Source organism: Xenorhabdus thailandensis, from assembly GCF_037996785.1.
In the GTDB taxonomy this organism is placed as follows: Bacteria; Pseudomonadota; Gammaproteobacteria; order Enterobacterales; family Enterobacteriaceae; genus Xenorhabdus; species Xenorhabdus griffiniae.
This window is the reverse complement of sequence record NZ_JBBMXF010000007.1, coordinates 400,824-423,398: the sequence shown is the minus strand read 5'-3', so window position 1 is coordinate 423,398 and position 22,575 is coordinate 400,824. Positions and strand designations below refer to the sequence as shown.

The 22,575-nt window shown below is 39.9% G+C and carries 23 protein-coding genes; 12 read left to right on the top strand and 11 right to left on the bottom strand.

Annotated elements, in window-relative coordinates:
• Positions 1–31: 31 nt before the first annotated feature.
• Together dut and coaBC are read right to left on the bottom strand one after the other, a co-directional pair.
• The gene (gene dut, locus AAC853_RS04540) at positions 32–490 is read right to left on the bottom strand and encodes a dUTP diphosphatase (protein WP_338883864.1); all 459 of its coding nucleotides are present in this window, start codon (positions 488–490) and stop codon (positions 32–34) included.
• Positions 468–1,712: a bifunctional phosphopantothenoylcysteine decarboxylase/phosphopantothenate--cysteine ligase CoaBC gene (coaBC, locus tag AAC853_RS04535; protein ID WP_340613799.1), complete on the bottom strand. Its 1,245-nt coding sequence runs from the start codon at positions 1,710–1,712 to the stop codon at positions 468–470. Before coaBC ends, dut begins: the two co-directional genes overlap by 23 nt.
• A gap of 330 nt (positions 1,713–2,042) precedes the next feature.
• Between coaBC and radC the strand changes: the two genes are divergently transcribed.
• From radC to AAC853_RS04500, 7 genes are all read left to right on the top strand, one after another.
• The gene (gene radC, locus AAC853_RS04530) at positions 2,043–2,735 is read left to right on the top strand and encodes a RadC family protein (RefSeq protein ID WP_338883861.1); all 693 of its coding nucleotides are present in this window, start codon (positions 2,043–2,045) and stop codon (positions 2,733–2,735) included.
• 274 nt (positions 2,736–3,009) lie between these two features.
• The gene (gene rpmB / locus AAC853_RS04525; RefSeq protein ID WP_092512040.1) at positions 3,010–3,246 is read left to right on the top strand and encodes a 50S ribosomal protein L28; all 237 of its coding nucleotides are present in this window, start codon (positions 3,010–3,012) and stop codon (positions 3,244–3,246) included.
• 11 nt (positions 3,247–3,257) lie between these two features.
• Entirely contained in the window at positions 3,258–3,425 is a 168-nt protein-coding gene (gene rpmG, locus AAC853_RS04520) for a 50S ribosomal protein L33 (protein ID WP_010847629.1), read from the top strand.
• Positions 3,426–3,585: 160 nt separating this feature from the next.
• Entirely contained in the window at positions 3,586–4,704 is a 1,119-nt protein-coding gene (locus tag AAC853_RS04515) for a glycosyltransferase family 4 protein (RefSeq protein ID WP_340613798.1), read from the top strand.
• A 190-nt stretch (positions 4,705–4,894) separates the two neighbouring features.
• Positions 4,895–5,884: a glycosyltransferase family 9 protein gene (locus tag AAC853_RS04510; protein ID WP_340613797.1), complete on the top strand. Its 990-nt coding sequence runs from the start codon at positions 4,895–4,897 to the stop codon at positions 5,882–5,884.
• A gap of 17 nt (positions 5,885–5,901) precedes the next feature.
• Positions 5,902–7,023 carry a glycosyltransferase family 4 protein gene (locus tag AAC853_RS04505; protein WP_340613796.1) on the top strand — a complete coding sequence of 374 codons (1,122 nt, stop codon included), beginning with the start codon at positions 5,902–5,904 and terminating at the stop codon, positions 7,021–7,023.
• Positions 7,004–8,182, top strand: coding sequence for a glycosyltransferase (locus tag AAC853_RS04500; protein ID WP_340613795.1), 1,179 nt, complete (start codon positions 7,004–7,006; stop codon positions 8,180–8,182). Before AAC853_RS04505 ends, AAC853_RS04500 begins: the two co-directional genes overlap by 20 nt.
• A gap of 81 nt (positions 8,183–8,263) precedes the next feature.
• On the opposite strand, the gene rfaL is transcribed toward AAC853_RS04500, so the two are convergent.
• The gene (gene rfaL, locus AAC853_RS04495) at positions 8,264–9,508 is read right to left on the bottom strand and encodes an O-antigen ligase RfaL (RefSeq protein ID WP_340613794.1); all 1,245 of its coding nucleotides are present in this window, start codon (positions 9,506–9,508) and stop codon (positions 8,264–8,266) included.
• Positions 9,509–9,639: 131 nt separating this feature from the next.
• On the opposite strand from rfaL, the gene mutM reads away from it, so the two are divergent.
• Positions 9,640–10,449 carry a bifunctional DNA-formamidopyrimidine glycosylase/DNA-(apurinic or apyrimidinic site) lyase gene (mutM, locus tag AAC853_RS04490; RefSeq protein ID WP_340613793.1) on the top strand — a complete coding sequence of 270 codons (810 nt, stop codon included), beginning with the start codon at positions 9,640–9,642 and terminating at the stop codon, positions 10,447–10,449.
• A gap of 40 nt (positions 10,450–10,489) precedes the next feature.
• Here mutM and coaD read toward each other — a convergent pair whose 3' ends face one another.
• Genes coaD through waaA form a run of 3 tightly spaced genes read right to left on the bottom strand, consistent with a single transcriptional unit; the run spans position 10,490 to position 13,024 of the window.
• Positions 10,490–10,972, bottom strand: coding sequence for a pantetheine-phosphate adenylyltransferase (gene coaD, locus AAC853_RS04485; RefSeq protein WP_338883848.1), 483 nt, complete (start codon positions 10,970–10,972; stop codon positions 10,490–10,492).
• The gene (locus AAC853_RS04480) at positions 10,938–11,747 is read right to left on the bottom strand and encodes a glycosyltransferase family 2 protein (protein ID WP_340613792.1); all 810 of its coding nucleotides are present in this window, start codon (positions 11,745–11,747) and stop codon (positions 10,938–10,940) included. Before AAC853_RS04480 ends, coaD begins: the two co-directional genes overlap by 35 nt.
• A complete protein-coding gene (waaA, locus tag AAC853_RS04475; protein WP_273557790.1) occupies positions 11,747–13,024 on the bottom strand; it encodes a lipid IV(A) 3-deoxy-D-manno-octulosonic acid transferase in 1,278 nt (425 codons plus the stop codon). Before waaA ends, AAC853_RS04480 begins: the two co-directional genes overlap by 1 nt.
• A 184-nt stretch (positions 13,025–13,208) precedes the next feature.
• On the opposite strand from waaA, the gene rfaQ reads away from it, so the two are divergent.
• The 4 genes from rfaQ (at position 13,209) to AAC853_RS04455 (ending at position 17,524) form a co-directional block, all read left to right on the top strand.
• Positions 13,209–14,273: a putative lipopolysaccharide heptosyltransferase III gene (gene rfaQ / locus AAC853_RS04470; protein WP_340613791.1), complete on the top strand. Its 1,065-nt coding sequence runs from the start codon at positions 13,209–13,211 to the stop codon at positions 14,271–14,273.
• Positions 14,270–15,400 carry a glycosyltransferase family 4 protein gene (locus tag AAC853_RS04465; protein ID WP_340613790.1) on the top strand — a complete coding sequence of 377 codons (1,131 nt, stop codon included), beginning with the start codon at positions 14,270–14,272 and terminating at the stop codon, positions 15,398–15,400. Before rfaQ ends, AAC853_RS04465 begins: the two co-directional genes overlap by 4 nt.
• Complete coding sequence (locus AAC853_RS04460; protein WP_338804071.1) at positions 15,397–16,500, top strand: glycosyltransferase; 1,104 nt, start codon at positions 15,397–15,399, stop codon at positions 16,498–16,500. The genes AAC853_RS04465 and AAC853_RS04460 overlap by 4 nt, the downstream gene beginning before the upstream one ends.
• A gap of 70 nt (positions 16,501–16,570) precedes the next feature.
• Positions 16,571–17,524 (top strand): polysaccharide deacetylase family protein, encoded by a 954-nt coding sequence (locus AAC853_RS04455; protein ID WP_340613789.1) that lies wholly within the window; start codon positions 16,571–16,573, stop codon positions 17,522–17,524.
• A 132-nt stretch (positions 17,525–17,656) separates the two neighbouring features.
• Here AAC853_RS04455 and AAC853_RS04450 read toward each other — a convergent pair whose 3' ends face one another.
• The 5 genes from AAC853_RS04450 to rfaF all read right to left on the bottom strand — a co-directional run bounded on the left by AAC853_RS04450 (position 17,657) and on the right by rfaF (position 22,572).
• A complete protein-coding gene (locus AAC853_RS04450) occupies positions 17,657–18,397 on the bottom strand; it encodes a glycosyltransferase family 25 protein (RefSeq protein WP_340613788.1) in 741 nt (246 codons plus the stop codon).
• Positions 18,398–18,679: 282 nt separating this feature from the next.
• The gene (locus AAC853_RS04445; protein ID WP_340613787.1) at positions 18,680–19,552 is read right to left on the bottom strand and encodes a glycosyltransferase family 2 protein; all 873 of its coding nucleotides are present in this window, start codon (positions 19,550–19,552) and stop codon (positions 18,680–18,682) included.
• 108 nt (positions 19,553–19,660) lie between these two features.
• Positions 19,661–20,446, bottom strand: coding sequence for a glycosyltransferase family 2 protein (locus AAC853_RS04440; protein WP_340613786.1), 786 nt, complete (start codon positions 20,444–20,446; stop codon positions 19,661–19,663).
• 96 nt (positions 20,447–20,542) lie between these two features.
• Positions 20,543–21,520, bottom strand: a complete 978-nt coding sequence (gene rfaC / locus AAC853_RS04435; protein WP_340613785.1) for a lipopolysaccharide heptosyltransferase RfaC — start codon at positions 21,518–21,520, stop codon at positions 20,543–20,545.
• Complete coding sequence (gene rfaF / locus AAC853_RS04430) at positions 21,520–22,572, bottom strand: ADP-heptose--LPS heptosyltransferase RfaF (RefSeq protein ID WP_340613784.1); 1,053 nt, start codon at positions 22,570–22,572, stop codon at positions 21,520–21,522. Before rfaF ends, rfaC begins: the two co-directional genes overlap by 1 nt.
• Between the last annotated feature and the right edge of the window lie 3 nt (positions 22,573–22,575).

Genomic DNA, 22,575 nt, shown 5'->3' with positions numbered 1-22,575 from the left:
AATCGATTGATGGTACAGGCCTTATGAAAAGTTATTGACGACCGGAATGGCCAAATCCACCATTGCCGCGTTGGCTCTCCTCAAAATCTGCAACCACATTGAATTCAGCCTGTACAACGGGTACAAAAACCATTTGGGCAATGCGTTCGCCAGGTTCGATAATGAAAGTTTTATCACCACGGTTCCAAACTGAAACCATTAATTGTCCCTGATAATCTGAGTCGATAAGTCCTACCAAATTGCCCAGAACAACGCCATGTTTATGGCCCAGACCAGAGCGAGGGAGAATAACTGCCGCTAATTGCTCATCTGCAATATGGATAGCAATCCCGGTTGGCAGAAGTTCAGTTTGGCCAGGAGGTAGTTCCACTGCATTATCCAGACAAGCACGTAAATCTAAACCCGCAGAGCCAGGTGTAGCATAAGTCGGTAAAGGAAATTCTTGCCCGATGCGGGGATCAAGGATTTTAACGTCGATTTTTTTCATCATAGCGTTTGAGTATCTCGTCTAATAAGCTGTGGCTGAGTTGTAATTTACCATTGTGGGGTAACAGAACACTACCATCATGCCAGAATAGATGTAATGCGTTAGTATCACTGTTGAAACCGTGTCCGGCCAGGGATACATTATTTGCGCAAATCAAGTCCAGATTCTTCTGTTTGAGTTTTCCGCGGGCGTATTCTTCCACATTCTGGGTTTCGGCTGCAAATCCAACGACAAATGGACGATTTTTTTCTATGGTAGCAACGCTCGCTACAATGTCAGGATTTTTCACCAGTGTAAATGTGATTTCATCACCTTGCTTTTTGATTTTTTCTGTTGAGATTTGCTTAAAACGATAGTCAGACACGGCAGCGCAACCGATAAAGATATGCTGTGAGGCTACGGTAGCTTGAACCTGTTCATACATTTCCAGTGCACTATTGACATCAATGCGTTTAACGCCTTGTGGTGTGGGTAAATTAACGGGGCCGGTAATTAATGTCACCTCAGCACCCCGTTCTGCTGCTGCCTGTGCAATGGAAAACCCCATTTTACCGGAGCTATGATTGCTGATGAAACGAACAGGATCCAAGGCTTCACGGGTTGGTCCTGCGGTAATGGTGATACGTAGGCCAGAAAAATTTTTCTCCGTGGTGAAATGCTGCATTGCCCGTTCGACAATCGCCATCGGTTCCAACATTCTCCCTGGCCCAATATCACCACATGCCTGGCTGCCCTCATCTGGTCCCCAAATTAATACATTACGCTCTTTAAGTACCTTCAGGTTATGTTGGGTGGCCTGTGCTCGGTACATTTGTTGGTTCATGGCGGGAGCAACAGCAATAGGTGCAGCGGAAGCCAGGCAAATTGTAGTGACTAAATCGTTCGCCATGCCTGTGACCAGACGAGCAAGTAGATCTGCGGTGGCGGGGGCGAGAATAATTAAATCAGCCCACTTTGCCAGTTCGATATGCCCCATAGCAGCTTCGGCTGCGGGGTCTAGAAGATCATCTGAGACGGGATGACCGGATACTGCCTGTAAGGTCAGTGGAGTGATAAAAGCTTCTGCTGCAGGAGTCATGACGACGCGTACCTGGGCGCCACGATCACGTAAGCGTCGTACTAGTTCGGCTGTTTTGTAAGCTGCGATCCCTCCGCTGATCCCGAGGACTATCTGCTTACCAGAAAGTGAATTATCAGAAAGTGGTTTGCCGGAAAATCCTGTCATTTTGATTGTCCAGATGTAAGTTACAATTCCCTAAGATTCTATCACAAGAAAATATTGTGTTGAGAACTGTCCCTATTTAGGTAGTCAAAAATGGCAAGTTTGCGAAGCGTTGCGCAAGCCTCGCAAGTCGATCTGGCGATGATTTTTTCATCATGGGATAGTAAGTGCGTAAATGTAGGTGCGTGAATATAGGTGCGTGAATATATAACTGCATGAATATAGAGGAAGAATGGAGATAGAGGGCGAGTGAATATTGATTGATAGCACCCATTGTTATGAGGGGATTATAGGGCAAGGGATTGGGACAATATTGAAGGTGGGAGGAGTATTATGGATTTAACGGTAATGGAAAGAAACGATGAATTGCATTTAAATCTTCTTCCCCGGGAGAAATTATTAGCTTATGGGGCTGTTTCCCTAACCGATGCGGAGTTATTGGCTATCTTTCTGCGTACAGGAACCAGGGGCGTTCCTGTCGTTCAAATGGCAGAATACCTGCTGAAATCATTTGGTTCGCTTTATCACCTTCTATCCGCGGATTACGATGAATTTTGTTCACATAAAGGCATGGGGAGATGTAAGTATGTCCAATTGCAGGCGATATCTGAATTGGCAAAACGGTTTTTCTCCAGTCAATTTATCCATGAAGATATTATGAGCAGTCCCACGATGACTCAAACATATTTGCAGGATTTATTATCCTGGCAAGATAGGGAGATATTTGTGGTGTTGTTTTTAACTAACCAAAATAAAGTTATTTGCCATGATGAAATGTTTAAAGGAACGATAAACAAAGTTGAAGTTCATCCACGTGAAATTGTGAAACAAGCGGTTAAAGTAAATGCTGCATCAATTATTCTTGCTCACAATCATCCTTCCGGCAATCCAGAACCTAGCCTGGCAGATAAATTAGTGACAGAAAAAATTATTGAAGCTTGTGACTTGGTTGGCGTTAAGGTTTTGGATCATATCGTTATTGGTAAGCAATCTTGTGTCTCATTTATGGAAAGAGGTTGGATTTAATACGGTTTTTTCGCATTACGATCAGATCTTAGTTGTTCGGGACTTGAGCATCAGCTAATGAGGGCGTATACTACGCCACCTTTGAGGATCTTGGGTTTGGCGAGAAGAGCCTATCTCAGTAAGTTTTTTTACTGGGAGAATGTGAGTCCTTTTAGTGACGTTCTTTTCAGTAATATTTTCAATAAAGAAAGTTTGCTGAGATGGGCTCCTAAGCCTGACGAGGCGGTCATACCCAATATAAAGCTCGAGCTGATTTGATTTTTGGAGAATAGACATGTCCCGAGTCTGCCAAGTTACTGGCAAGCGTCCGGTGAGTGGTAACAACCGCTCCCACGCATTAAATGCGACTAAGCGTCGTTTTCTGCCTAACCTGCACTCTCACCGTTTCTGGGTTGAGTCTGAGAAACGTTTTGTAACTCTGCGTGTATCTGCCAAGGGTATGCGTGTGATTGACAAAAAAGGTATCGACACAGTTCTGTCTGAACTGCGTGCCCGTGGTGAGAAGTACTAAGGAGCTGAAAAATGGCTAAAGGTATTCGCGATAAAATCAAGCTAGTTTCTTCCGCTGGTACAGGTCACTTCTATACCACTACGAAGAACAAGCGTACTATGCCTGAAAAATTGGAAATGAAAAAATTCGATCCAGTTGTTCGTCAGCATGTTATGTACAAAGAAGCTAAAATTAAGTAATTTTAGTGGATTATAAAAAACCCAGCATTATGCTGGGTTTTTTATATCTGTTGATAATGTCACCACGGCTTATTTTAAATTGGGTTATGCGTGTAGACCTGAGCATTGTTCAGTTATACTACCGTTTTTTCAATTATGAACCGTCAGGTGTAGCGCTAAAATGGTTAGAAAGACCTTGAATATCTTACATACAGAGTCATCGTGTGGTTGGGGAGGGCAGGAAATTCGTATCCTGACAGAGTCTCAAGGCATGATACAGCGTGGACACTATGTCGTTATCGTTTGTTGTCCAACTTCAACCCTTTACCGTGAAGCTCATCATTATGGTGTGCCTGTTGTTGCGCTCCCAATTGAAAAAAAACGTCTTTCTTGTCTTCGGGCAATACGTCAATGGCTAAAAACAGAAGGTCGCCAATTCGATGTAATCAATACCCATAGTTCTACGGATTCTTGGCTAGTGGCGGCGGCATGTGCCACATTAAAAGGCATGCCCCCGATAGTCCGAACCCGTCATGTTTCAACCCATGTTTCAAAATCCATTGCGACTCGTTGGCTGTATTTGCACGCAGGTCAGCATATTGTGACAACCGGGGAAAAACTACGCCAATATCTGCATATACATAACGATTATCCGCTATCTCATATGACTTCTGTACCGACAGGAATCGATTTGTCACGTTTTCATCCTGAAAATAAATCCTTAAGTCGTCAGCGTATTGGCATAAAAGATAAGCCAACACTGGGCATTGTCGCCACAATGAGAACGTGGAAAGGCCATCGTTACCTTCTTGATAGTTGGAAAACTCTCCACCAACGTTATCCTGATTGGCAATTACTGTTCGTGGGTGATGGCCCCCAGAGAAAGAATTTAGAGCCGCGAGTTCAGCAGGAAGGACTGACAGAAAGTGTCATTTTTCTTGGCAATCGTCAGGATGTTCCTGATTGTTTAAATGCAATGGATATATTTGCCCTGCCTTCGTTTGGCAATGAAGGTGTACCCCAAGGTATCATGCAGGCAATGGCGTGTGGATTGCCTGTTGTGTCTACATCGGTGGGAGCGATAACAGAAGCCGTAATTGATGGAGATACAGGGTATATTATTGAACCTAAAAATGTTGAACAATTAGCAGAAAGATTAGATTCATTAATGAATGATATTGAATTGCGTTTACAAATGGGAGAGGCCTCATTGCAACGAGCAACTCACTTATTTGGTATGGATAATATGTTAGAAAAAATGGAGACTATTTTTTATTCTAGTATTGAAAGTAAGAGGTAACATTTTATTTATATCATTTTTATCCATATTAGTAGAATAATCGATATTTTTTCTTAGCTATTTGAAGTGTAATTAGATTATTCTTATGAGTTTATTGTGTTACTAACCATAAATAGAACATTGATATACTTTACTGTATAGTATCTTAAGTGCCCCCAATTCCTGAATTGATAATTTAATATTCATTATTATGCAGCCCCAAAATATCCTAATCATCAATATTGCCCGTTTTGGTGACACCTTGCTGATAACGCCAGTTATTCGCGCCCTGAAAGAAAAATGGCCAGAGGCAAATATTGATATATTTGCGCATAAAAAAACGAAAGAAATCCTTGAAAATATAGAATTAATTAATATATTGAAAGATTTTTCAAAGGGCAAAGCCAGATGGTGTGGCTGGTTTTCTCGTCGGCACTATGATCTGGCATTAGTCTATGGCCAAGATAAATCTCTATTGCAATATGCCAAACGCGTAGCAAATTTGACGGTTTATTTTGCGGATATCTCTAGTAAAAAGTCAAATGAATATACTGTTGCAAAGCCTGGAATACTTATACCAGCACAACAGGAAAGGGCTTTGTTAATTGATTTACTTGGGGTTGAAGTGAGTAATTGGCGTTTGCAGTATAATGTAAGTTCGTGTGAAGAGGCATACGCCAGAGATTTTCTTCAGCGGCAAGGGATAGAGCGGCAATTAAGAATTGGTTTTCAGTTACAGAGTTTTCCAGCAAAAGCCTATCGTGATTGGCCTGTAGAATATTTTTACGAGTTAGCTCAACGTATTTACCGTGATTATCCGTATGCACATGTTTTGTTGTTAGGCAGTAAAGAGAGTGAAGAAAGTGCGCGAATGCTGGCTGAGAAATTGGGTACAAACAGATGTTCATCATTAGCAGGTAAAACTACGATGCGGCAAAATGCGGCAATCATGAGCCAACTTAATTTGTATGTGGGCGTCGATACTGGAACAACTCATCTGGCAGGAGCCTTGGGAATACCAATGGTTGCACTGTACCACAGTTTTCATCCAGGACGTTTTCTTGCACCTCAGCAACATCCCAAATTAGTGGTAATTGAACATCCGATAGATTATCGACAGGCAACTCGTCAAGATACAATGTCGGCAATATCGGTAGATCAAGTCTGGCGTTCTGTTCAAAATTTGCTGGAAAATGAATGAAAGGATAATGAAATCCAATGAAGATAGGATTTATCGATGTTACTGTTACTATGTCGTATGGCGGCATTCAAACCGCTGTTTGGGAGTTAGCCAAAGCGCTAACTGATGAGGGGCATGAAGTCCATATTTTCGGTGGTGTTGGTGATGTTCGGCCGGCATTAGGTGGAAGAAATATCCATATTCATACTTTCCCATTTATCTCTAGAGAGCGCGTGCTTAACATTGGGCGTCGTTTCCAACGCATTGTTGAACGTTATTCTTTTGCTCGTCATGCTCGCGCAACAGTTATTGCTGAAAATTTTGATTGGGTGATTTTGACCAAACCATTTGATTTTTTCTGGCCCAGAATGGTGCCTGCAACATCTAGTACCCAGTTTTGCTATATGAGTGGTGGAACCAGTTTTTTTAAAGGGGATCGGGTATTAGGTAAGAAAATATCTGCATGGGTTGCATGTAGCCATTTTAATGCCTGGCAGATTCAGCATCATTTCAAGCAATTTCCAAGCGTCATCTATAATGGCGTAGATATCAGTAAGTTTAAACCATCTGACTCGGATGTCCGAACTCGATTAGGTATTAACGAGAAAACGTTTCTGTTAACGTTTGCAGGCAGATTAGTTGGCTGGAAAGGTATGAAAGTAGCCATTAATGCAATGACTTTGCTGCGGAACAAGGATGTAAGGTTATTAATTATTGGTAAAGGTGAAGAGTTGAAATCGCTTGAAAAGCAGGTTTCAGCTTTGCAGCTGGAAAAATCTGTTATTTTTCACCCTCCAGTTAGTCACGATCAATTACCCGAATTTTATGCTGCGGGTAATGCTGGTATTTTCCCTAGTATTGGTGATGAAGCATTCGGTATTACTATTGCAGAAGCGATGGCGTGTGGACGCCCTGTGATTGCCAGTTGTATTGGCGGAATACCGGAAGTGGTCGGCAACGAAGGTAGTACTGGTATTTTGGTGACACCGGGTGATGCTGTCGCTATTGCTGAGGCGGTGAATCATCTTTTATCTTTGCCGGATAGGGGAGAAAAGATGGGGAAATCTGCCCGCCAGAGGATTGAAACGATGTACACTTGGCAACATTCTGCTAGCCGTTTATTGAACGCTATAAAAAATAATGAAAATTGCGTATATTGATCCTTATCCTGTACCTGATTATCGGGTTGCGTCGTTGCAAATTTTGCAGAATGTAGACGCTTTTGCCCGCCAGGGGCACTGTATTTACCTGATTACTCCAAAAGGCCAAAGTCAAGTTGAGGAGATTCTTGGCCGGTCGTTACCATCCTACGTAGAGCTAGTTGCCTTGCATGATATACGTAGAAAATGGTATTTCCCGCTAAATACCCAGAAACTGTTTTATTTGCAGGTTTCGCGATGGCTAAAGGAGCATCAAGTTGATGCCCTTTTTACCCGCAATATTAAAATGGCAAATTACCTGTTGTGTAATCATCCAGATATTCCTCATTTTTTTGAAAGCCATGAGGTATTTTCTCAGTCGTTTAGAGAGTCCCATGATTTACTAAATCGTAGAAACCAACGTAAATATCATAAACTAAGAAAAATTGAACAGCAGGTTTATGATAGTTCTAAGGTTGTTTTTGCCCTGACTTCGCTCTTACGAGAAGATATTTATAAGCAATATAGTGTCAAAACACCGATTGTTGTTGCTCCCGATGGCGTTGATATGCTAGCGGTTGAATATGCTAAGCAGACACTTGTTGGCAGCGATTACAGCAATACTTTGGCTAAAAAAGTGCTTTATTTGGGCAGCTTACATCGTTGGAAAGGTATCCCAACGGTAATGAAATCTATGTGTTACCTGGATAATGTTGAACTAAACATTGCTGGAGGTACAAATGAACAAATTGAGCGATTAAAACAGATTGCTGAACGAATTGGCGTGAGTGATAAAGTGAATTTCCTGGGTTTTATTCAACCCAGAAAACGTTTTCAGGTTATTGCTGGCAGTGATATCTGTGTCTTGCCACTGACGAAAACCAGTATTGGTAGCCGCTATACCTCCCCTCTCAAGCTATTTGAATATATGGCCATGGGCAAGCCTGTGGTTATTTCTGATTTCCCTTCCATTCGTGATGCTGTTGATGAAAATGCGGTAAATTTTGCTGATAGTGAAAATGCAGAGAGTTTTGCTGAACAGATTCAATGGTTGATTAATCATCCTGTTGAAATGATGGCGAAAGTTGACTATTCGCAACGACTAGTTGCGGAACGTTTTAACTGGGATCAGAGGGCGAAGTTAATTATGAACGTGATAACGGAAAAATTATTCCAATAATCTGCTTATCCTGTTATCGGAAAATGTGTAAATTCAGCCCATATCGTCCATTGCCTATGGGCTGGTATTTTGTCGTTTAGCTTATACCGCTTTATCGGGTGTTTTCTTATATAGCGCAAGCATTAAGCCAAATAAGATACCTATCTGATTGATATAGGCATTTTCAAAAATCCCTCTGACAATAAACACGCCAATAAAAGCAGACAGAAGGATAAGCCCTACTTGCCGGACAATACCTTTATGTTGGCGTATGATTTGTCCTCCAGTCAATAGAGCTGAAAATGTCATCAGTAATGTTGTTATCAGGCCAAAGATGCCAGCCGAAAACCAAAGTGATAAGAAGACATTATGTGGACCAATCGAAGTTTTGAATGTCCAGTCAGGATAATCGGCTATACGGCTATTGTAGACTCGATGATAAATTTTATTGCCAAAGCCATAACCTTTGAGGGGGTTTTCCATAATAAGCGACCATGCTGAACCTTGGGTGCCATTATGATAACGATGACTACTGTCTGTTTGAGTGAGTTTACGTAACAATAATCGGGTATCAGGGTTGGAAGCAGTTATCCAGTGTGTGGTGCCCGCCAGTAACCCTAAACACATTGCAGCTACAAGGGTGAGTTTCCACTCTCTGTTAATCACAATAATAAATACAGTGGCAACGGCAACGGCAACCCAGGCTCCACGGGAAAGTGTCCCAAGGAGTAAAAATAAGCTCATTGCTGAGGTAATAATCAATAATACCCAACTCAATAGAGAATGTTTTTTCCATAACGCCCAGGTACATAGCAACACGGGGAAATAGAAAATAAAACCGTATGAAAACTCACGGTGGTTGTAATTCTTAAATGGTATTTCACCAGTAGCATGGTAATTGATGATATATTTTGCAATATCGGTCAGTGAAATAGCCGCCATTCCGATAATAAATGAAACCAGAATCATCTTTGCGATATGCTCTTTACTTTCTTGGTAGAGCAAAATCGGGAAAGTAAAACTGAATAAAAGTAATCCATTTAAGATAGGCTTGTTCATTTCCTTGAAACTTAATGCAGGATCAATAGAGATCCCCACAGAATAAAACATTGCCAGAACGAACAGTAATACGGATAAAAATAGGTGGCTACGTAGCGAATTGATGACTTGGTGAAAATATCTTACCAGATAATAGAGTGCGGTTGTACCGATAAGAATCATGACAATATTTTTGTATCTTGTGATATCTGGCAGATAAACAAGAATAATATATAGCCCAACAAGAGATAAATTCCATAAGGATTTCTTGTTGTGACAGAGGTTAAATCTATTTTTTATATTAAGCATAATGAATAATCTATTTTCTTATACTAACCAATCAAATCTGGCTGCAAATAATACATGAAAACGATATTGTAATCTGCTTAGATACAATATTCTCAGATCAATATCGTAGATAATTTATTCAAGGGGTGGGTATGCCGGAGCTACCAGAGGTAGAAACTAGCCGCAGGGGGATTGAACCTCACTTGGTTGGTAATGTGATCCAATATGCTGAGGTCAGAAATGCACGCTTGCGCTGGCCTGTTTCTGAGCAAATCATGGCGCTTTCAGACAGGCCTGTGCTTAGCGTCCAACGGCGGGCAAAATACTTATTGCTTGAGTTGCCGGAGGGTTGGATTATTATCCATTTGGGCATGTCTGGTAGTCTGCGTGTCTTGTTGGATGAACAGCCCCCGGCAAAGCATGATCATGTCGATTTGGTTATGGCCGATGGCAAAATTCTCCGGTATACCGATCCCCGACGTTTTGGTGCGTGGTTATGGAGCGACAATCTCAAAGAGTGCTCTGTACTGGCTCATTTAGGTCCTGAGCCTCTTTCTGATCAGTTTGATGGCGAATATCTTTATACGGTTTCTCGCAACAAAAAAACAGCTATCAAACCTTGGTTGATGGATAACAAAGTTGTGGTTGGTGTTGGGAATATCTATGCCAACGAAGCGTTGTTCGTTGCGCGTATTTTGCCTGAACGCTCCGTGAATTCATTAACGCAGCAAGAAGCGCATCTATTGGCTGAGATAATCAAACAAATTTTACGTCGTTCCATTGAACAAGGTGGAACAACACTGAAGGATTTTCTGCAATCTGATGGTAAGCCGGGATATTTTGCCCAAGAATTGTTTGTCTACGGTAAGAAAGGTGAACTTTGTCCGCTATGCGGTGAGAAAATCGAGTGTGTGAGATTGGGGCAACGCAGTACATTTTTCTGTCGTCAGTGCCAGCATTAAAGATATTGGGGGGCAGAAGATAGTTGCCCCGTATAATGTATTATTTACCTAATTTTTTTAGCATTGCCAGCGCAACGGGTTCTGACAGGAAAGATGAAACGTCACCATCATGGCGTGCAACATCCTTGATTAAGGATGATGAGACGAAAGACAGAGTTTGGGAAGGCAATAAAAAGACACTTTCTAGCTCAGGCATAAAATGTCGATTCATATTGGCTAGTTGCCATTCATATTCAAAATCGGAAACAGAGCGTAATCCGCGGATTAAGATGTTAGCTTGCTGTTTTTTGGCAAAATTAACCATCAGTTCGCTAAACCCAACCACATCAACATTTTTCAGATGTGCTGTGACTTCTTTTGCCAACGCGACACGTTCTTCCAAACTGAACATGGGACTTTTTCTATCACTATTGGCGATAGCCAATAAAACATGGTCGAACATGTTTGCGGCACGAGTAACAATATCAAGATGACCATAAGTGATGGGGTCAAAGGTGCCGGGATAAATCGCTTTTCTTTTCATCGTTGTTCTTACCCTTTGTTTGAGCCATTTCCCACAATGCAGCGTATTTATTGAATGTATACTGGGCATTCACAATAGCCAATATCAGACCTTGCTTGCCATCCAAAAAACCTGCCCTTAATAACCAGGTTTTGAAAAACGCGCCCAGGGTATGGCTTATTATAGAAAAATAACGGGTTTTTTTGCCTTGCTCGTAGCGATGCTTTGCCCAATCTCTTGCATAATTTAATTGTTTTTGCTGGAACTCCATCAGATTACGGCAGGTTAAGTGACGTAAGTCGCCCTTTAGCGTCACGATAGATGCGCTTTGAATATCAAGGGATTCGTGAACTTGATTGTCGTTGTATTGGTAACGTTCACGGCAATAAAGGCGAATAACCCTATCAGGATACCAGCCACTGTGTTGCATAAATCGCCCCATAAACAGATTGAGGCGCGCGCAGCTATAGACTTTATTGTCATCAGGATTTACCAGGATTTGTTCAATGGATGCTTTTAGTTCTGGCGTTACGCGTTCATCGGCATCAATCATAAAGATGTAATCACCGCTGGCATAGGATTGCGCGAGTTGCCGTTGCCGTCCGAAGCCAGGCCATTGGGTATTTGAGTAAACTTTTGCCCCCATTTCGCTGGCTATTTGGCAAGTTGTATCGGTGCTGCCTGAATCCAGAACGATGATTTCATACGCCCAATTCACAGAAAGCAGACAATCTGCAATCACATCAGCGGCATTTTTGGTGATCATGACAACGGACAGGCGTTTTTTGGCAATCATCAATGTCTCCTTGGAGGGAGGTAAGGTTCCAGTAATTTTAGCAAGCGTTGAAGAGCACCTTGGTTTTCATGCAGGACTTCTGCGGCGTGGTGGCCGTAATAGCGTCGGTAATCTTCATCTGTCAGCAGGCTATTGATAGCTGAACTTAATGATTGGCTATCTGTAACAGTAATCAATCCATCCGCTTTATGCAGCTTGGCACAAATATCTTTAAAGTTGAATGTGTGTGGGCCCATGATAACAGGAATGGCATGAGCAGCCGCTTCCAGCGGGTTATGTCCTCCACGTTCTATCAGGCTCCCTCCGACAAAAGCCAGATCAGCGATACCATACAAGAGCATCAATTCGCCCATTGTATCGCCAATAACCACTTGCACATTGGTGTCAGGAATAGTGTTAGCACTGCGTAAGATCGCGTTTAATCCCGCTTTTTGGGTCAATTCAGCGGCTTTACCAAAACGTTCAGGATGGCGGGGCACTAGAATTAACAACAGATCAGGGAATTGTTTAAGCAGCTTGCAATGTGCGTCCAGAATAATTGTCTCTTCCCCATCATGGGTACTGGTTGCTATCCATACCGGACGATGGGGCGCCCATTGGCGGCGTAATGTGACGGCCTTTGCTGCGAGTTCTGGTGTAACAGAAATATCGAACTTAAGGCTACCAGTGACAGAGAGTTGGGAGCGTCTTAATCCCAATTCGATAAAGCGTTCACCATCTTCCTGATTTTGTGCGGCAATCAACGTGATTTTATTTAAAATGGTCTTAATAAAGTTACTAATTTTCTGGTATCCCGCAGCAGAGCGGGCTGATAGTCTCGCGTTGGCGATAACCAGTGGAATTTCCCGTTGATGTAACTGAGTAATCAGGTTTGGCCATAGTTCAGTTTCCATAATGATCACTAGCTTGGGATTAACGTGATCGAGAAAACGTCGCATTGAACCTGGCAAGTCATAGGGAAGGTATACATGGTTAACATCATTACCCAGGGCAGACAGAACCCTTTCAGAACCCGTCGGTGTCATGGTTGTTATCGTAATGGGCAAAAAAGGGTAATGGTGCCGTAAGATCCGTACGAGCGGAATGGCCGCCAATGTTTCTCCAACAGAAACGGAATGCAGTAAGATCCCACCTGGGGCCACCTTTTTAGCGCAGAAGCCATAGCGCTCTCCCCAGCGTTTACGGTACGCGGGGGATTTGCGGCTGCGCAGCAGCAGACGTAACCAGATAATTGGTTGGATAAGGTAGAGAAGTACCTGATATAAGCGAAGCAACATTCTATCAAATTCACTGACATGGACTGCGGTTATAGTACCACATTGGCTTGAAGAAAGTGTGTAAAATGCGGATATGTTGTGTGCCAGTGAATATACTTGATATCTAAAGATGGAAGGGGAGAGTTGCTGCCTTTAGAATATAATTAATAAGATTTCTGCCTCAATTGCGAATATTGGAAACACAATGGGTAAAATATCCCCTGGGTTTGGAAAGATTCTTATCATAAAACTAAGACATCATGGTGATACATTGCTTATCACACCAGTTGTGAATACGTTGAAAGAAAATTTTCCTGACGCTGAAGTTGATGTTTTATTGTACAAAGAAACAGAACCAATGTTGATAAATTTCGCTCCCGTATTCCATATTTTTTCCGTTGATAGGCAATGGAAAAAGGAAGGTCTAAAAGCTTATATCACCCATCATTGGCGTTTACTGAATCAGTTGAGGAAAAGAAAATACGATCTCGTCATTAATCTTGCTGATCAGTGGTATAGCGCTCTGGTATCTAAAATTTCTCGTGCTCCAACCCGTATTGCCTTTGATTTTCCCAAGCGACAAAACTGGTTATGGAAAATCTGTTTTAGTGATTTGGTTTCTACTGAAGGTGAAGAATTTCTACATGTCGTTGAACAGAATTTATCAGTGCTGAAACCGATTAATCTTTCCAGTATCAATTTCAATGTAACAATGAGTTATAGTGAAGACGATTGGCATAAGGTAGCAAATCTTTTATACATGGGTGGAATTCATCAAAAGTATATTGTTATCCACCCGGCATCCCGCTGGTTTTTCAAGTGCTGGAATGATGAGAAAATGAGTGAAACCATTAATGCCTTGCAAGCAGATGGACATTCAATTGTTGTGACATCCGGGACGGAATCACGGGAAAAAGAGATGGTGGCAAAAATTTTATCTACCTGTAATCAGAAAAATATTGTCTCTTTGGCAGGCCAGATTACGTTACCCCAGCTTGGGGCACTGATTGCTCATGCCAAGTTGTTTATTGGGGTTGATTCTGTTCCCATGCATATGGCGGCTGCGCTGAAAATACCTTGTATTGCATTATTTGGGCCCTCTAAATTAGCTTTTTGGAGTCCATGGAATGCTAATGGAGAAGTGATTTGGGCGGGGAATTACGGTAAATTACCTGATCCTGATGATATTGATACCAAAACAGATACTCGTTTTTTGGATCTTATCCCTACTGATGTCGTAATTACTGCTGCCCGGAGATATTTATCATGAAACCTATGCGCCTTGCCATTGTCCGGCAAAAATATCGGCCTGATGGAGGTGCGGAACGTTTTATTTCCAGGGCACTTGAGGCATTGGATAATGGCAGCTTGGAATTGAACGTAATTACTCGCTCTTGGGAAGGGAGTCGCAATCCTAATTGGCATGTACATGTGGCAAATCCTTTTAAATGGGGTCGGATTAGCCGCGAGCAGAAATTTGCAGAGGCTGCAAGGCGCATTTGGCAAAAGGAGAAATTCGATATCGTTCAAAGCCATGAACGCATTGCAGGATGTGATGTGTATCGAGCAGGGGATGGTGTTCATCAACGTTGGTTGCAGCAAAGATCACGGATCTTGCCATCTTGGAAAAGCAAACTGCTTTTTTCCAGTCGTTATCATCGTTATGTTATGGGAGCTGAGAAAAGAATGTATCTCTCTCCCGCATTAAAAAAGGTTATTTGCAACTCTCAGATGGTTAAGCGTGAGGTGATGGCAGATTTTGATCTGCCCGATGAGAAAATTTCTGTTATCTATAATGCCATTGATCAGTCACAATTTTTTCCTGTTGGAGAAGCTGAACGGCTCGCATTACGGCAGAAATACGCTATTCCTGCACAAGCGAAATGTTTGGTATATGTTGGTTCTGGTTTTGAAAGAAAAGGATTGAAAGCTGCGATAGAAGCTATCAGCATGACGGATGCTTATCTGGCTGTAGTGGGCCAGGATAAAGAAGAAAGTAAATATAAGCAGCTTGCCAACTCGCTTGGCTGTCATGGCCGAGTTCGGTTTCTGGGGATGCAGAAAAAGACATTACCATTTTATCAAATGGCAGATGGATTATTACTACCAACATTATATGATCCTTTCCCGAATGTTATTTTGGAAGCCATGGCATGTGGCTTGCCCGTCATAACTAGTGAAACTTGTGGGGGTGCTGAATTCATTGTTTCAGGTGAGAATGGCTTTGTGTGTGATGCCCTCGATATTTCGGCTTTGGCTGAAGCTATCTCTTTAGTGCCAGCAGACCATTTGACTAGTAAGATCTCAATGTTATCAAAAGAGAAAATAGTGAACTACACTCCTGCTTATTTGTCTCAGCAGCTTACGGAACTGTATAACAAGGTGCTTTCCTTATGAAAGGACATATTTTATTCATCATTGATGGATTACCGGGAGGAGGCGCTGAGAATGTTACAATTCGCTTGTGCCGTGGCCTGCAACAAAAAGGTTTTGATATTACCCTGTTATCTCTCTCTGACAGATGTGAATATCCGATCCCAGATAATGTTGAATTAATCATTAATGCTGATGAATATAGAGGGCCTTTTAGAAGACAGACTGAAATTATTCGTAGAGCTAAATCTATGGATAAAGTTCTGTCTAAAGTCTTTCTTCAAAAAGGTACACCTGTGTTAGTGATATCTAATTTACATAAAACAGATCGTATTGTTGCGAAGTCTAAGATATTGGCCAACTTAAATGTATGGTTTTGTATTCACGGTGTGTTTTCAAAATCGTATCTTGAGAATAAAGTGGGGTTATCTCGTTGGATTAAGAAATGGAAAATCCAACATGTTTATCAAGATCGTAACTTAATTTGTGTTTCTGATGCTGTTGGTTTGGATTTGAAAGAAAATTTATCGTTGACACCTAAAAAAATGGTCACTATTTATAATCCATTCAATCTAGCTGAAATTAAAAATCATTCTTTGGAAATAAATCCCTATTCCGATGAGAATTATTTTCTTCATTTAGGACGCTTCCACAATGTAAAACGTCATGACCGTTTATTGGATGCTTTTGCCAAAGCTGATCTTCCCTGTAAATTGTTGATCGCGGGTCAGGGGGATTATGGTATAACTAAAGAAATTAAACAAAAAATTGAGAAACTAGGCTTACAATCTAAAGTTTTTCTAATTGGTTTTTTAGTTAATCCATTACCGGTCATACGAGGTGCTAAAGCTGTTGTATTAAGCTCTGATAGTGAAGGGTTGGGTAATGTTTTGATTGAAGCGCTGATTTGTCATACGCCTATTGTCAGCACGAATTGTCCGGGTGGTATTAGTGAGATTATGGTGAATGAATTAGAACAATACAAATCTGAACTGACTTCTGGATCATTAGCAGAAAAAATGCGGTTGGTTTATCAAAATCCACCAATCATTACAGAAGATATGTATAAAAATTTCGATTTAGAAATTGTGCTTGGTAAATACTTAGCCTTGATAGAAAAATAAACTTTGAAAGAAGTTGGGATGTTGTATTTTACATTGTATTTTATTTACTTTTATTTTGGGTATGTATCTTATGACACAACCTGCGTTTATCATCACAATTGATACTGAAGGTGATAACCTTTGGCAAAACGATGAGCAAATCTCTACCAAAAATACGCGATATTTACCACGATTTCAGAGCTTATGTGAGCGTTTTGGCTTCAAGCCTGTTTGGTTAACTAACTATGAAATGGCAATGGATGATAGCTATATTGAATTTGCCAAGGATGTGATCACCAGAAATGCGGGTGAAATCGGTATGCATTTACATGCTTGGAATAGCCCACCTATTACTTCCCTCACTGGCGATGATATGCGTTATAAGCCATATCTGATTGAATATCCTAAAGATCAGATTAAAGCAAAAATTGATTTAATGACCCATCTTTTGGAAGATAAACTCCAAACTAAGATGTTGAGCCATCGTGCAGGGCGTTGGGCATTTAATGAATATTATGCACAATTGTTGGTTGAATATGGGTATCAGGTAGACTGTTCAGTTACACCAAAAGTTAATTGGAGCTTTACCAAGGGAGATCCTAATGGAAATGGGGGAACAGATTATAGCCGTTTTCCTGATCAGGCTTATTTTATGGATTTGCAAGATATTTCCAAAGAAGGTGATTCATCGTTATTGCAAGTACCAATGAGTATTCAATATAAGCACTCTGGAGTTATGAATTTCATTAAGCAGAAATATGATCGATTGAGAGGAAAACAACGTTCACCATCAGTTAATTGGCTGAGACCAAAAGGTGGAAATTTGGCGCAAATGAAAGCTGTAGTCCAGAAAACATTGGCATCTGGTAATGATTATATTGAATTTATGTTGCATTCATCTGAATTTATGCCGGGAGGGAGTCCAACTTTCCAGAATAAAGAAAAAGTTGAACAGCTTTATCAAGATCTGGAGGGTTTGTTTGAGTTTTTGAAGCCTTTGGTGCAGGGGGTGACGTTGGCAGAATATTATACATTGAAATTGTAAAAATATAAGAAATTTAAAATTGATTATATAGTTTATGGTTATTTCTATAATAAGGCGTTTCACAAATAGAGTTTATTTAAATCTAACTAACTTTAATGCTATGAACGCCTTTAGTCAATTTTAGAAAGGTAACTAAGGTCTAATTTTTTTTAACCAAGTTCGAATAAAAACTCTCCACAAAGTTAATTTTATTTGAATAAATATATTTTTCTTTCTATTCATTTTATCTAATTTTGTTAATACGCAAGTTCTTTTTCCAATAGAGGAGTATGCTCCGTGAGATGAAATAGTAATTACAGGAGGAATTACCCCTTTTAATTTAATAATTCCTTGTTCTCTTAACATTTTCCACTCATCAGCTACGAATTTCACGGGAAATAAATGACCATATAATTTACTGGCTGCTGATAGGTTTAAAGCATAACCATGAGTACATGCAGCATCAATTACACTAACAATATGATGACTATCGCCCAATTTTTTTTTGAATGAATCAAAATATTCATTCGTTTTACTAAGAAGAAATACGTAAGGTGTTGAGCTTAAAGTCATTGGATGACGTTCTAAAGACGATAAGACGTTTTTCAAATTGGTATTTAGACTTGCATCATCTTCTAAAATGAGGGAAATAGGAATCTGGTGGTCTATAATTTTTTTATATGCATTTAAATGGCTTAGTGAACATCCAAGTTCACCAAGAGTAAGTGTCATTTTTTCAAAGCAAGGACAAGTTTCCTGAAGTTGCTCTTTGTTTAAATTTTTTCCATAAATGGCATTTATAAATTCAAAGTCAAGTTTTAAATTTTGTAGTTGTTCTTGTATTGATTTTTTTCGTTCTATATCTTTTTCTAAATTAATCACAAATATTTTCATAACTAACCTAACACAATAAATTTAATAAAAACATATTACCACAGTTGATGTTTTATACTAAAGTTATATTTATATGGTTGATAATAAGTACCTTTTTGTAACGGTAATATTCTGATATTTATTTCCCTTACACCCCACAATGTGAGGTGTAAGGGAGTGTAAAGTCTTATTATTTTTAATTGTTACTTGGTTGATAATTTGTTGTAAAATACTCTGTTTATTTATTTTACTGTATGGGTAAAATTTTTTATAAAAAAATTAAATAGTTTTCGTTTACAACTGTCAAACATTAGGATTGAATAGATAAGAAAATTTATTTATTTTCCTGATTAAAAAAATTAGTTTTTCTTTATTTTCATTAGAAATTATGTTTCCATTTTTCAATATATGCTCTATAGCATGAGTAGCTACTAGATTTTTATATTTATCACCAAAAATACTATCCATTTCTATGATTACGTCAGCCATTATATTTATTTTTTGTGAGTCTATTGTCATAGATAAACTGTTTTCTCTTTTTATATAATTATAGATAATAGAGTCTGTAAAATATATTTCTTTACTAAAATTCAATAACTTAGGGAATACATAGGCGTCTTCATAACAAGATATTTCAGGTATTTTAATATCTTCAAATAGTTTCTTTTTAAATATCTTACCCCATAGGTGGGCTTGGAATTTTTTATGAACTAAGAAATATTTTATAGCATTATCTTTTTTTAATTTTATAGGTGGCTTAAGGATAGATGATGATAGCAGATTGCTTTCATTATGAACTTCATGGATTCTTGATAACAGGATATCAGGAGAGTAATATCTTAGGAAAAACATTAAATAATTAAAATTAAAACTTGGTATAATATCATCACCATCAATAAAAGTAATATATTTACCAGTGCATAATTTAATAGCATGATTCCGAACTTTACCTATATTTCCAAACTCAGTCCTTATGTAACTAAAATATTTACTCTTTTGGGAAAAATCTGACATTAATTTTTTTGTATTATCTGATGAATTATCATCTATTAATAATATTTCTATATTATCATCATCAGAATGAGCTAAGCATTTTTCAATACTATTTAAACATCTCATTATAAATTCTTCTATATTATGAGCGGTTACAACAATTGATATTAATGTCGTTTTCATATTATGTTTATGATTTATCGTTGAGCTATATAAACTATATTGTAATTTGAAACAATCAATAACTCAAGCTCCTTTTAATAGGAGCTATACAAATATAAGAATTAATAATTATTTCATAATATTCAAAAAAACAAAAGTTAATATACTGCCGAGAAAAAAACCTATTGAAAAATATTTTATTTTCTTTCGTGTTTTGTTTCTTTTATGAAAAATGTCATTTTTATTAATAACATGTTGATCCCAACCAATATGTTTTGTAGCGCTATTCTTTAAAATAACTGCGTACATTCCTTTTTCATAATACAGTTTTGAAATGTAAGCTTCAGCTTCTCCAAAATCTTTTCCAACATAATAAGGCGCTATTTTTAAATAGTCACTTTTTCTACGTAACCCAGGATTAAAGCTAAACCCCTTCCAAACTTTATCATTGCTTTCTAATACAGAGAAATCTATTCCACATATTGATTGTGGATTAGAAGGATAATGGAAAGGATAATTAATTTTCACATCTTTATCAAAATCGCGTAACCATACTTGCAGGATTTCATTGTTTTTTTCAAGAAGTAAACGTGAATCTTCGATAAAGTTATCTCTATAAAAAATCCAATCATCTTCACAATGGAAAATATATTGTGTGTCTACTTTCCCATAAGCTAAATCTATAGACTTGATCTGTCCAAGTTTGGGATTATTTACTATGATTTCGCAATGATGTTGCCAGTGCTCAGGTATCACCTTTACAATTTTTTTATTTCCTGAATCCTCTGTAATTAATACTTTTTTTACTGGATAAGTATTATGTTTATCCAATGATTGAAGAGTTTTTGTTAGTAGATCGAATCTTCCACAACTTGTGATAACTATGGTGACGTCACTTTTATCTGAAAAAATCATATATACATACCTAATTTGATTTCTGAAAATACTATCAATTTAAATAGGGATAGGGTGCAATGTGAATACAAAAATCGTTGGTGTGAAACATTGCCGCTAGGCAAAGTGCTTTTTTAATGTGTTCTGCAAGAGCAGCATAACTTCTCCTGAAGCAACACCTTGCATCGTATTATCTGCTGATTTCAGGGGATGCTGTTCTTTACCATATCCACCGATTAAACCAGGATCAGTCGGCCCGAATAGCGTAATATTGGGTCGATCAAGTGCCGCTGTCAGATGGCTTAAGCCCGTATCAACTGAAACTACGGCTTGTGCCCCTGCAATGACATGTGCAACTTCAGCCAGTGTCAGTTTTGGCAGAACATCAACATGGGAAAACCCTTCCGCTAGCCTTAATGCCCGTTGATATTCATGCTCAGCGCCCCAAGGCAATTTAATGCGCATACCCGTTGTCTGGATATCTGCGATAAGCTGCCGCCAATGATCTTCAGGCCAATGTTTTTCATCGCGCGTTGTTGCATGGAGAAAAACGAGATAATTATTTTGGCCATTAATTTGCTGGTGCAAAAAATGGCGGGCGATGGCGTAATCACCTTGCCCTGACGGTTTTTTATACCCCAAACTATCAGCAAATAAAGCCCGAGTGCGTTCAACCGCGTGTTGTTGCTTGCTGACAGCATGACAATGATCGTAGAAGAAGCTGGCAATGGGTTCACGGATGCTTTTTCGATCGTAACCATGCTTTGAACCCTGTGCTAATCGCGTTACCAAAAAAGCGCTTTTTAACAGACCTTGAGCATCAATGATAGCGTCATATTGGTGCTGTTGCAGTTGTTGCCGAAATTGTGCCCGTTCTTCACGAATATCTTTTCTGAACCAATTTTTTCGCCAGCGGCGAATAGCCACGGGGATGACATTTTCGACCGCGTAGTGCCAGGTTGGAATTTGGGCAAATCCCTCTTCCACTACCCAATCAAATTGAATATCAGGAAGCTGCTGTTTTGCATCAGTTAACGCCGGCAGAGTATGTAACACATCTCCCATCGAAGACGTTTTTACCAGTAAAACACGCATTAATTTTGGCTCTCCGCCTGTAGCAGTTTTGCTAATGAAGATAGAACTCTTTCAGGTTGAATATCGATCAGACTTTGGTGATAGCCACCATCGCTGTCGCCTTTTCTGATTTTGTGGTAACCCGTAATCAGGCGGATCACTTCGGCCTTATTTGATAATGGCGGGGTAAAATCCGGGCTACTTGGCCCATATAATGCCACCAGCGGCCGGTTTAAGGCTGCCGCTACATGCATCAAACCTGAGTCGTTTGTGACGATGGCATCACAAGCTGCGATGACATTTACCGCTTGTTCAAGCGAGGTTTTTCCTGCCAGATTGAGACAATATTCGCGGGCATCATCGCTTAACAGTGCGCGAATATCTTCACCTGCTTGATGATCTTTGTCAGAACCAAACAGCAAAATTTGGTAGCCTTTTTGAGTAATTAACTGTTCGGCAAGAGCAGCATAGTGATAATGTGGCCAGCGCTTGGCTGGTCCGAACTCAGCACCAGGGCAGAAACCAATAATAGGGCGGTGATCGGAAATATTGAAGGCTGAAGTTGATTCGGCAATATCTTCGTCATTGACACTTAATCGCGGCCATAACAAAGGTTGTGGAAGATCATCGGCGCTACGTATATTTTTCCCTTCATACGCGAGAGCGACATAGCGTTGAACCATGAGTGGAAAAGCACTTTTATTCAGGACGCGGATGTCATTTAGTAATCCGTAACGCATCTCACCGCGCCAGCCTGTCCGTCGCGGGATATTGGCGAAGAAAGGGACCAATGCAGATTTGAATGAATTGGGTAATATATAAGCACGATCATATCTATTTTCACGCAATGACAGCCCAAGGCGTCGGCGCTCACCCAAGGCCAGGGCACCATGACCAAGCGGCATGGCTAATGCCTGATGCACTTCTGGCATTTTTGCCAGTAATGGACGACACCATGCGGGTGCCATCACATCAATTTCTGCATTGGGGTGCAAATCTTTCAAAGTACGGTAGAGGCTTTGTGACATCATCATGTCACCCACCCATGATGGGCCGATCACCAATATCTTCATAGA

Bases quoted from the DNA above. Each gene is read 5' to 3' on its own strand.
- dut (WP_338883864.1), bottom strand. From the start codon at position 490: ATGATGAAAAAAATCGACGTTAAAATCCTTGATCCCCGCATCGGGCAA.
- coaBC (WP_340613799.1), bottom strand. From the start codon at position 1,712: ATGACAGGATTTTCCGGCAAACCACTTTCTGATAATTCACTTTCTGGT.
- radC (WP_338883861.1), top strand. From the start codon at position 2,043: ATGGATTTAACGGTAATGGAAAGAAACGATGAATTGCATTTAAATCTT.
- rpmB (WP_092512040.1), top strand. From the start codon at position 3,010: ATGTCCCGAGTCTGCCAAGTTACTGGCAAGCGTCCGGTGAGTGGTAAC.
- rpmG (WP_010847629.1), top strand. From the start codon at position 3,258: ATGGCTAAAGGTATTCGCGATAAAATCAAGCTAGTTTCTTCCGCTGGT.
- AAC853_RS04515 (WP_340613798.1), top strand. From the start codon at position 3,586: ATGGTTAGAAAGACCTTGAATATCTTACATACAGAGTCATCGTGTGGT.
- AAC853_RS04510 (WP_340613797.1), top strand. From the start codon at position 4,895: ATGCAGCCCCAAAATATCCTAATCATCAATATTGCCCGTTTTGGTGAC.
- AAC853_RS04505 (WP_340613796.1), top strand. From the start codon at position 5,902: ATGAAGATAGGATTTATCGATGTTACTGTTACTATGTCGTATGGCGGC.
- AAC853_RS04500 (WP_340613795.1), top strand. From the start codon at position 7,004: ATGAAAATTGCGTATATTGATCCTTATCCTGTACCTGATTATCGGGTT.
- rfaL (WP_340613794.1), bottom strand. From the start codon at position 9,508: ATGCTTAATATAAAAAATAGATTTAACCTCTGTCACAACAAGAAATCC.
- mutM (WP_340613793.1), top strand. From the start codon at position 9,640: ATGCCGGAGCTACCAGAGGTAGAAACTAGCCGCAGGGGGATTGAACCT.
- coaD (WP_338883848.1), bottom strand. From the start codon at position 10,972: ATGAAAAGAAAAGCGATTTATCCCGGCACCTTTGACCCCATCACTTAT.
- AAC853_RS04480 (WP_340613792.1), bottom strand. From the start codon at position 11,747: ATGATTGCCAAAAAACGCCTGTCCGTTGTCATGATCACCAAAAATGCC.
- waaA (WP_273557790.1), bottom strand. From the start codon at position 13,024: ATGTTGCTTCGCTTATATCAGGTACTTCTCTACCTTATCCAACCAATT.
- rfaQ (WP_340613791.1), top strand. From the start codon at position 13,209: ATGGGTAAAATATCCCCTGGGTTTGGAAAGATTCTTATCATAAAACTA.
- AAC853_RS04465 (WP_340613790.1), top strand. From the start codon at position 14,270: ATGAAACCTATGCGCCTTGCCATTGTCCGGCAAAAATATCGGCCTGAT.
- AAC853_RS04460 (WP_338804071.1), top strand. From the start codon at position 15,397: ATGAAAGGACATATTTTATTCATCATTGATGGATTACCGGGAGGAGGC.
- AAC853_RS04455 (WP_340613789.1), top strand. From the start codon at position 16,571: ATGACACAACCTGCGTTTATCATCACAATTGATACTGAAGGTGATAAC.
- AAC853_RS04450 (WP_340613788.1), bottom strand. From the start codon at position 18,397: ATGAAAATATTTGTGATTAATTTAGAAAAAGATATAGAACGAAAAAAA.
- AAC853_RS04445 (WP_340613787.1), bottom strand. From the start codon at position 19,552: ATGAAAACGACATTAATATCAATTGTTGTAACCGCTCATAATATAGAA.
- AAC853_RS04440 (WP_340613786.1), bottom strand. From the start codon at position 20,446: ATGATTTTTTCAGATAAAAGTGACGTCACCATAGTTATCACAAGTTGT.
- rfaC (WP_340613785.1), bottom strand. From the start codon at position 21,520: ATGCGTGTTTTACTGGTAAAAACGTCTTCGATGGGAGATGTGTTACAT.
- rfaF (WP_340613784.1), bottom strand. From the start codon at position 22,572: ATGAAGATATTGGTGATCGGCCCATCATGGGTGGGTGACATGATGATG.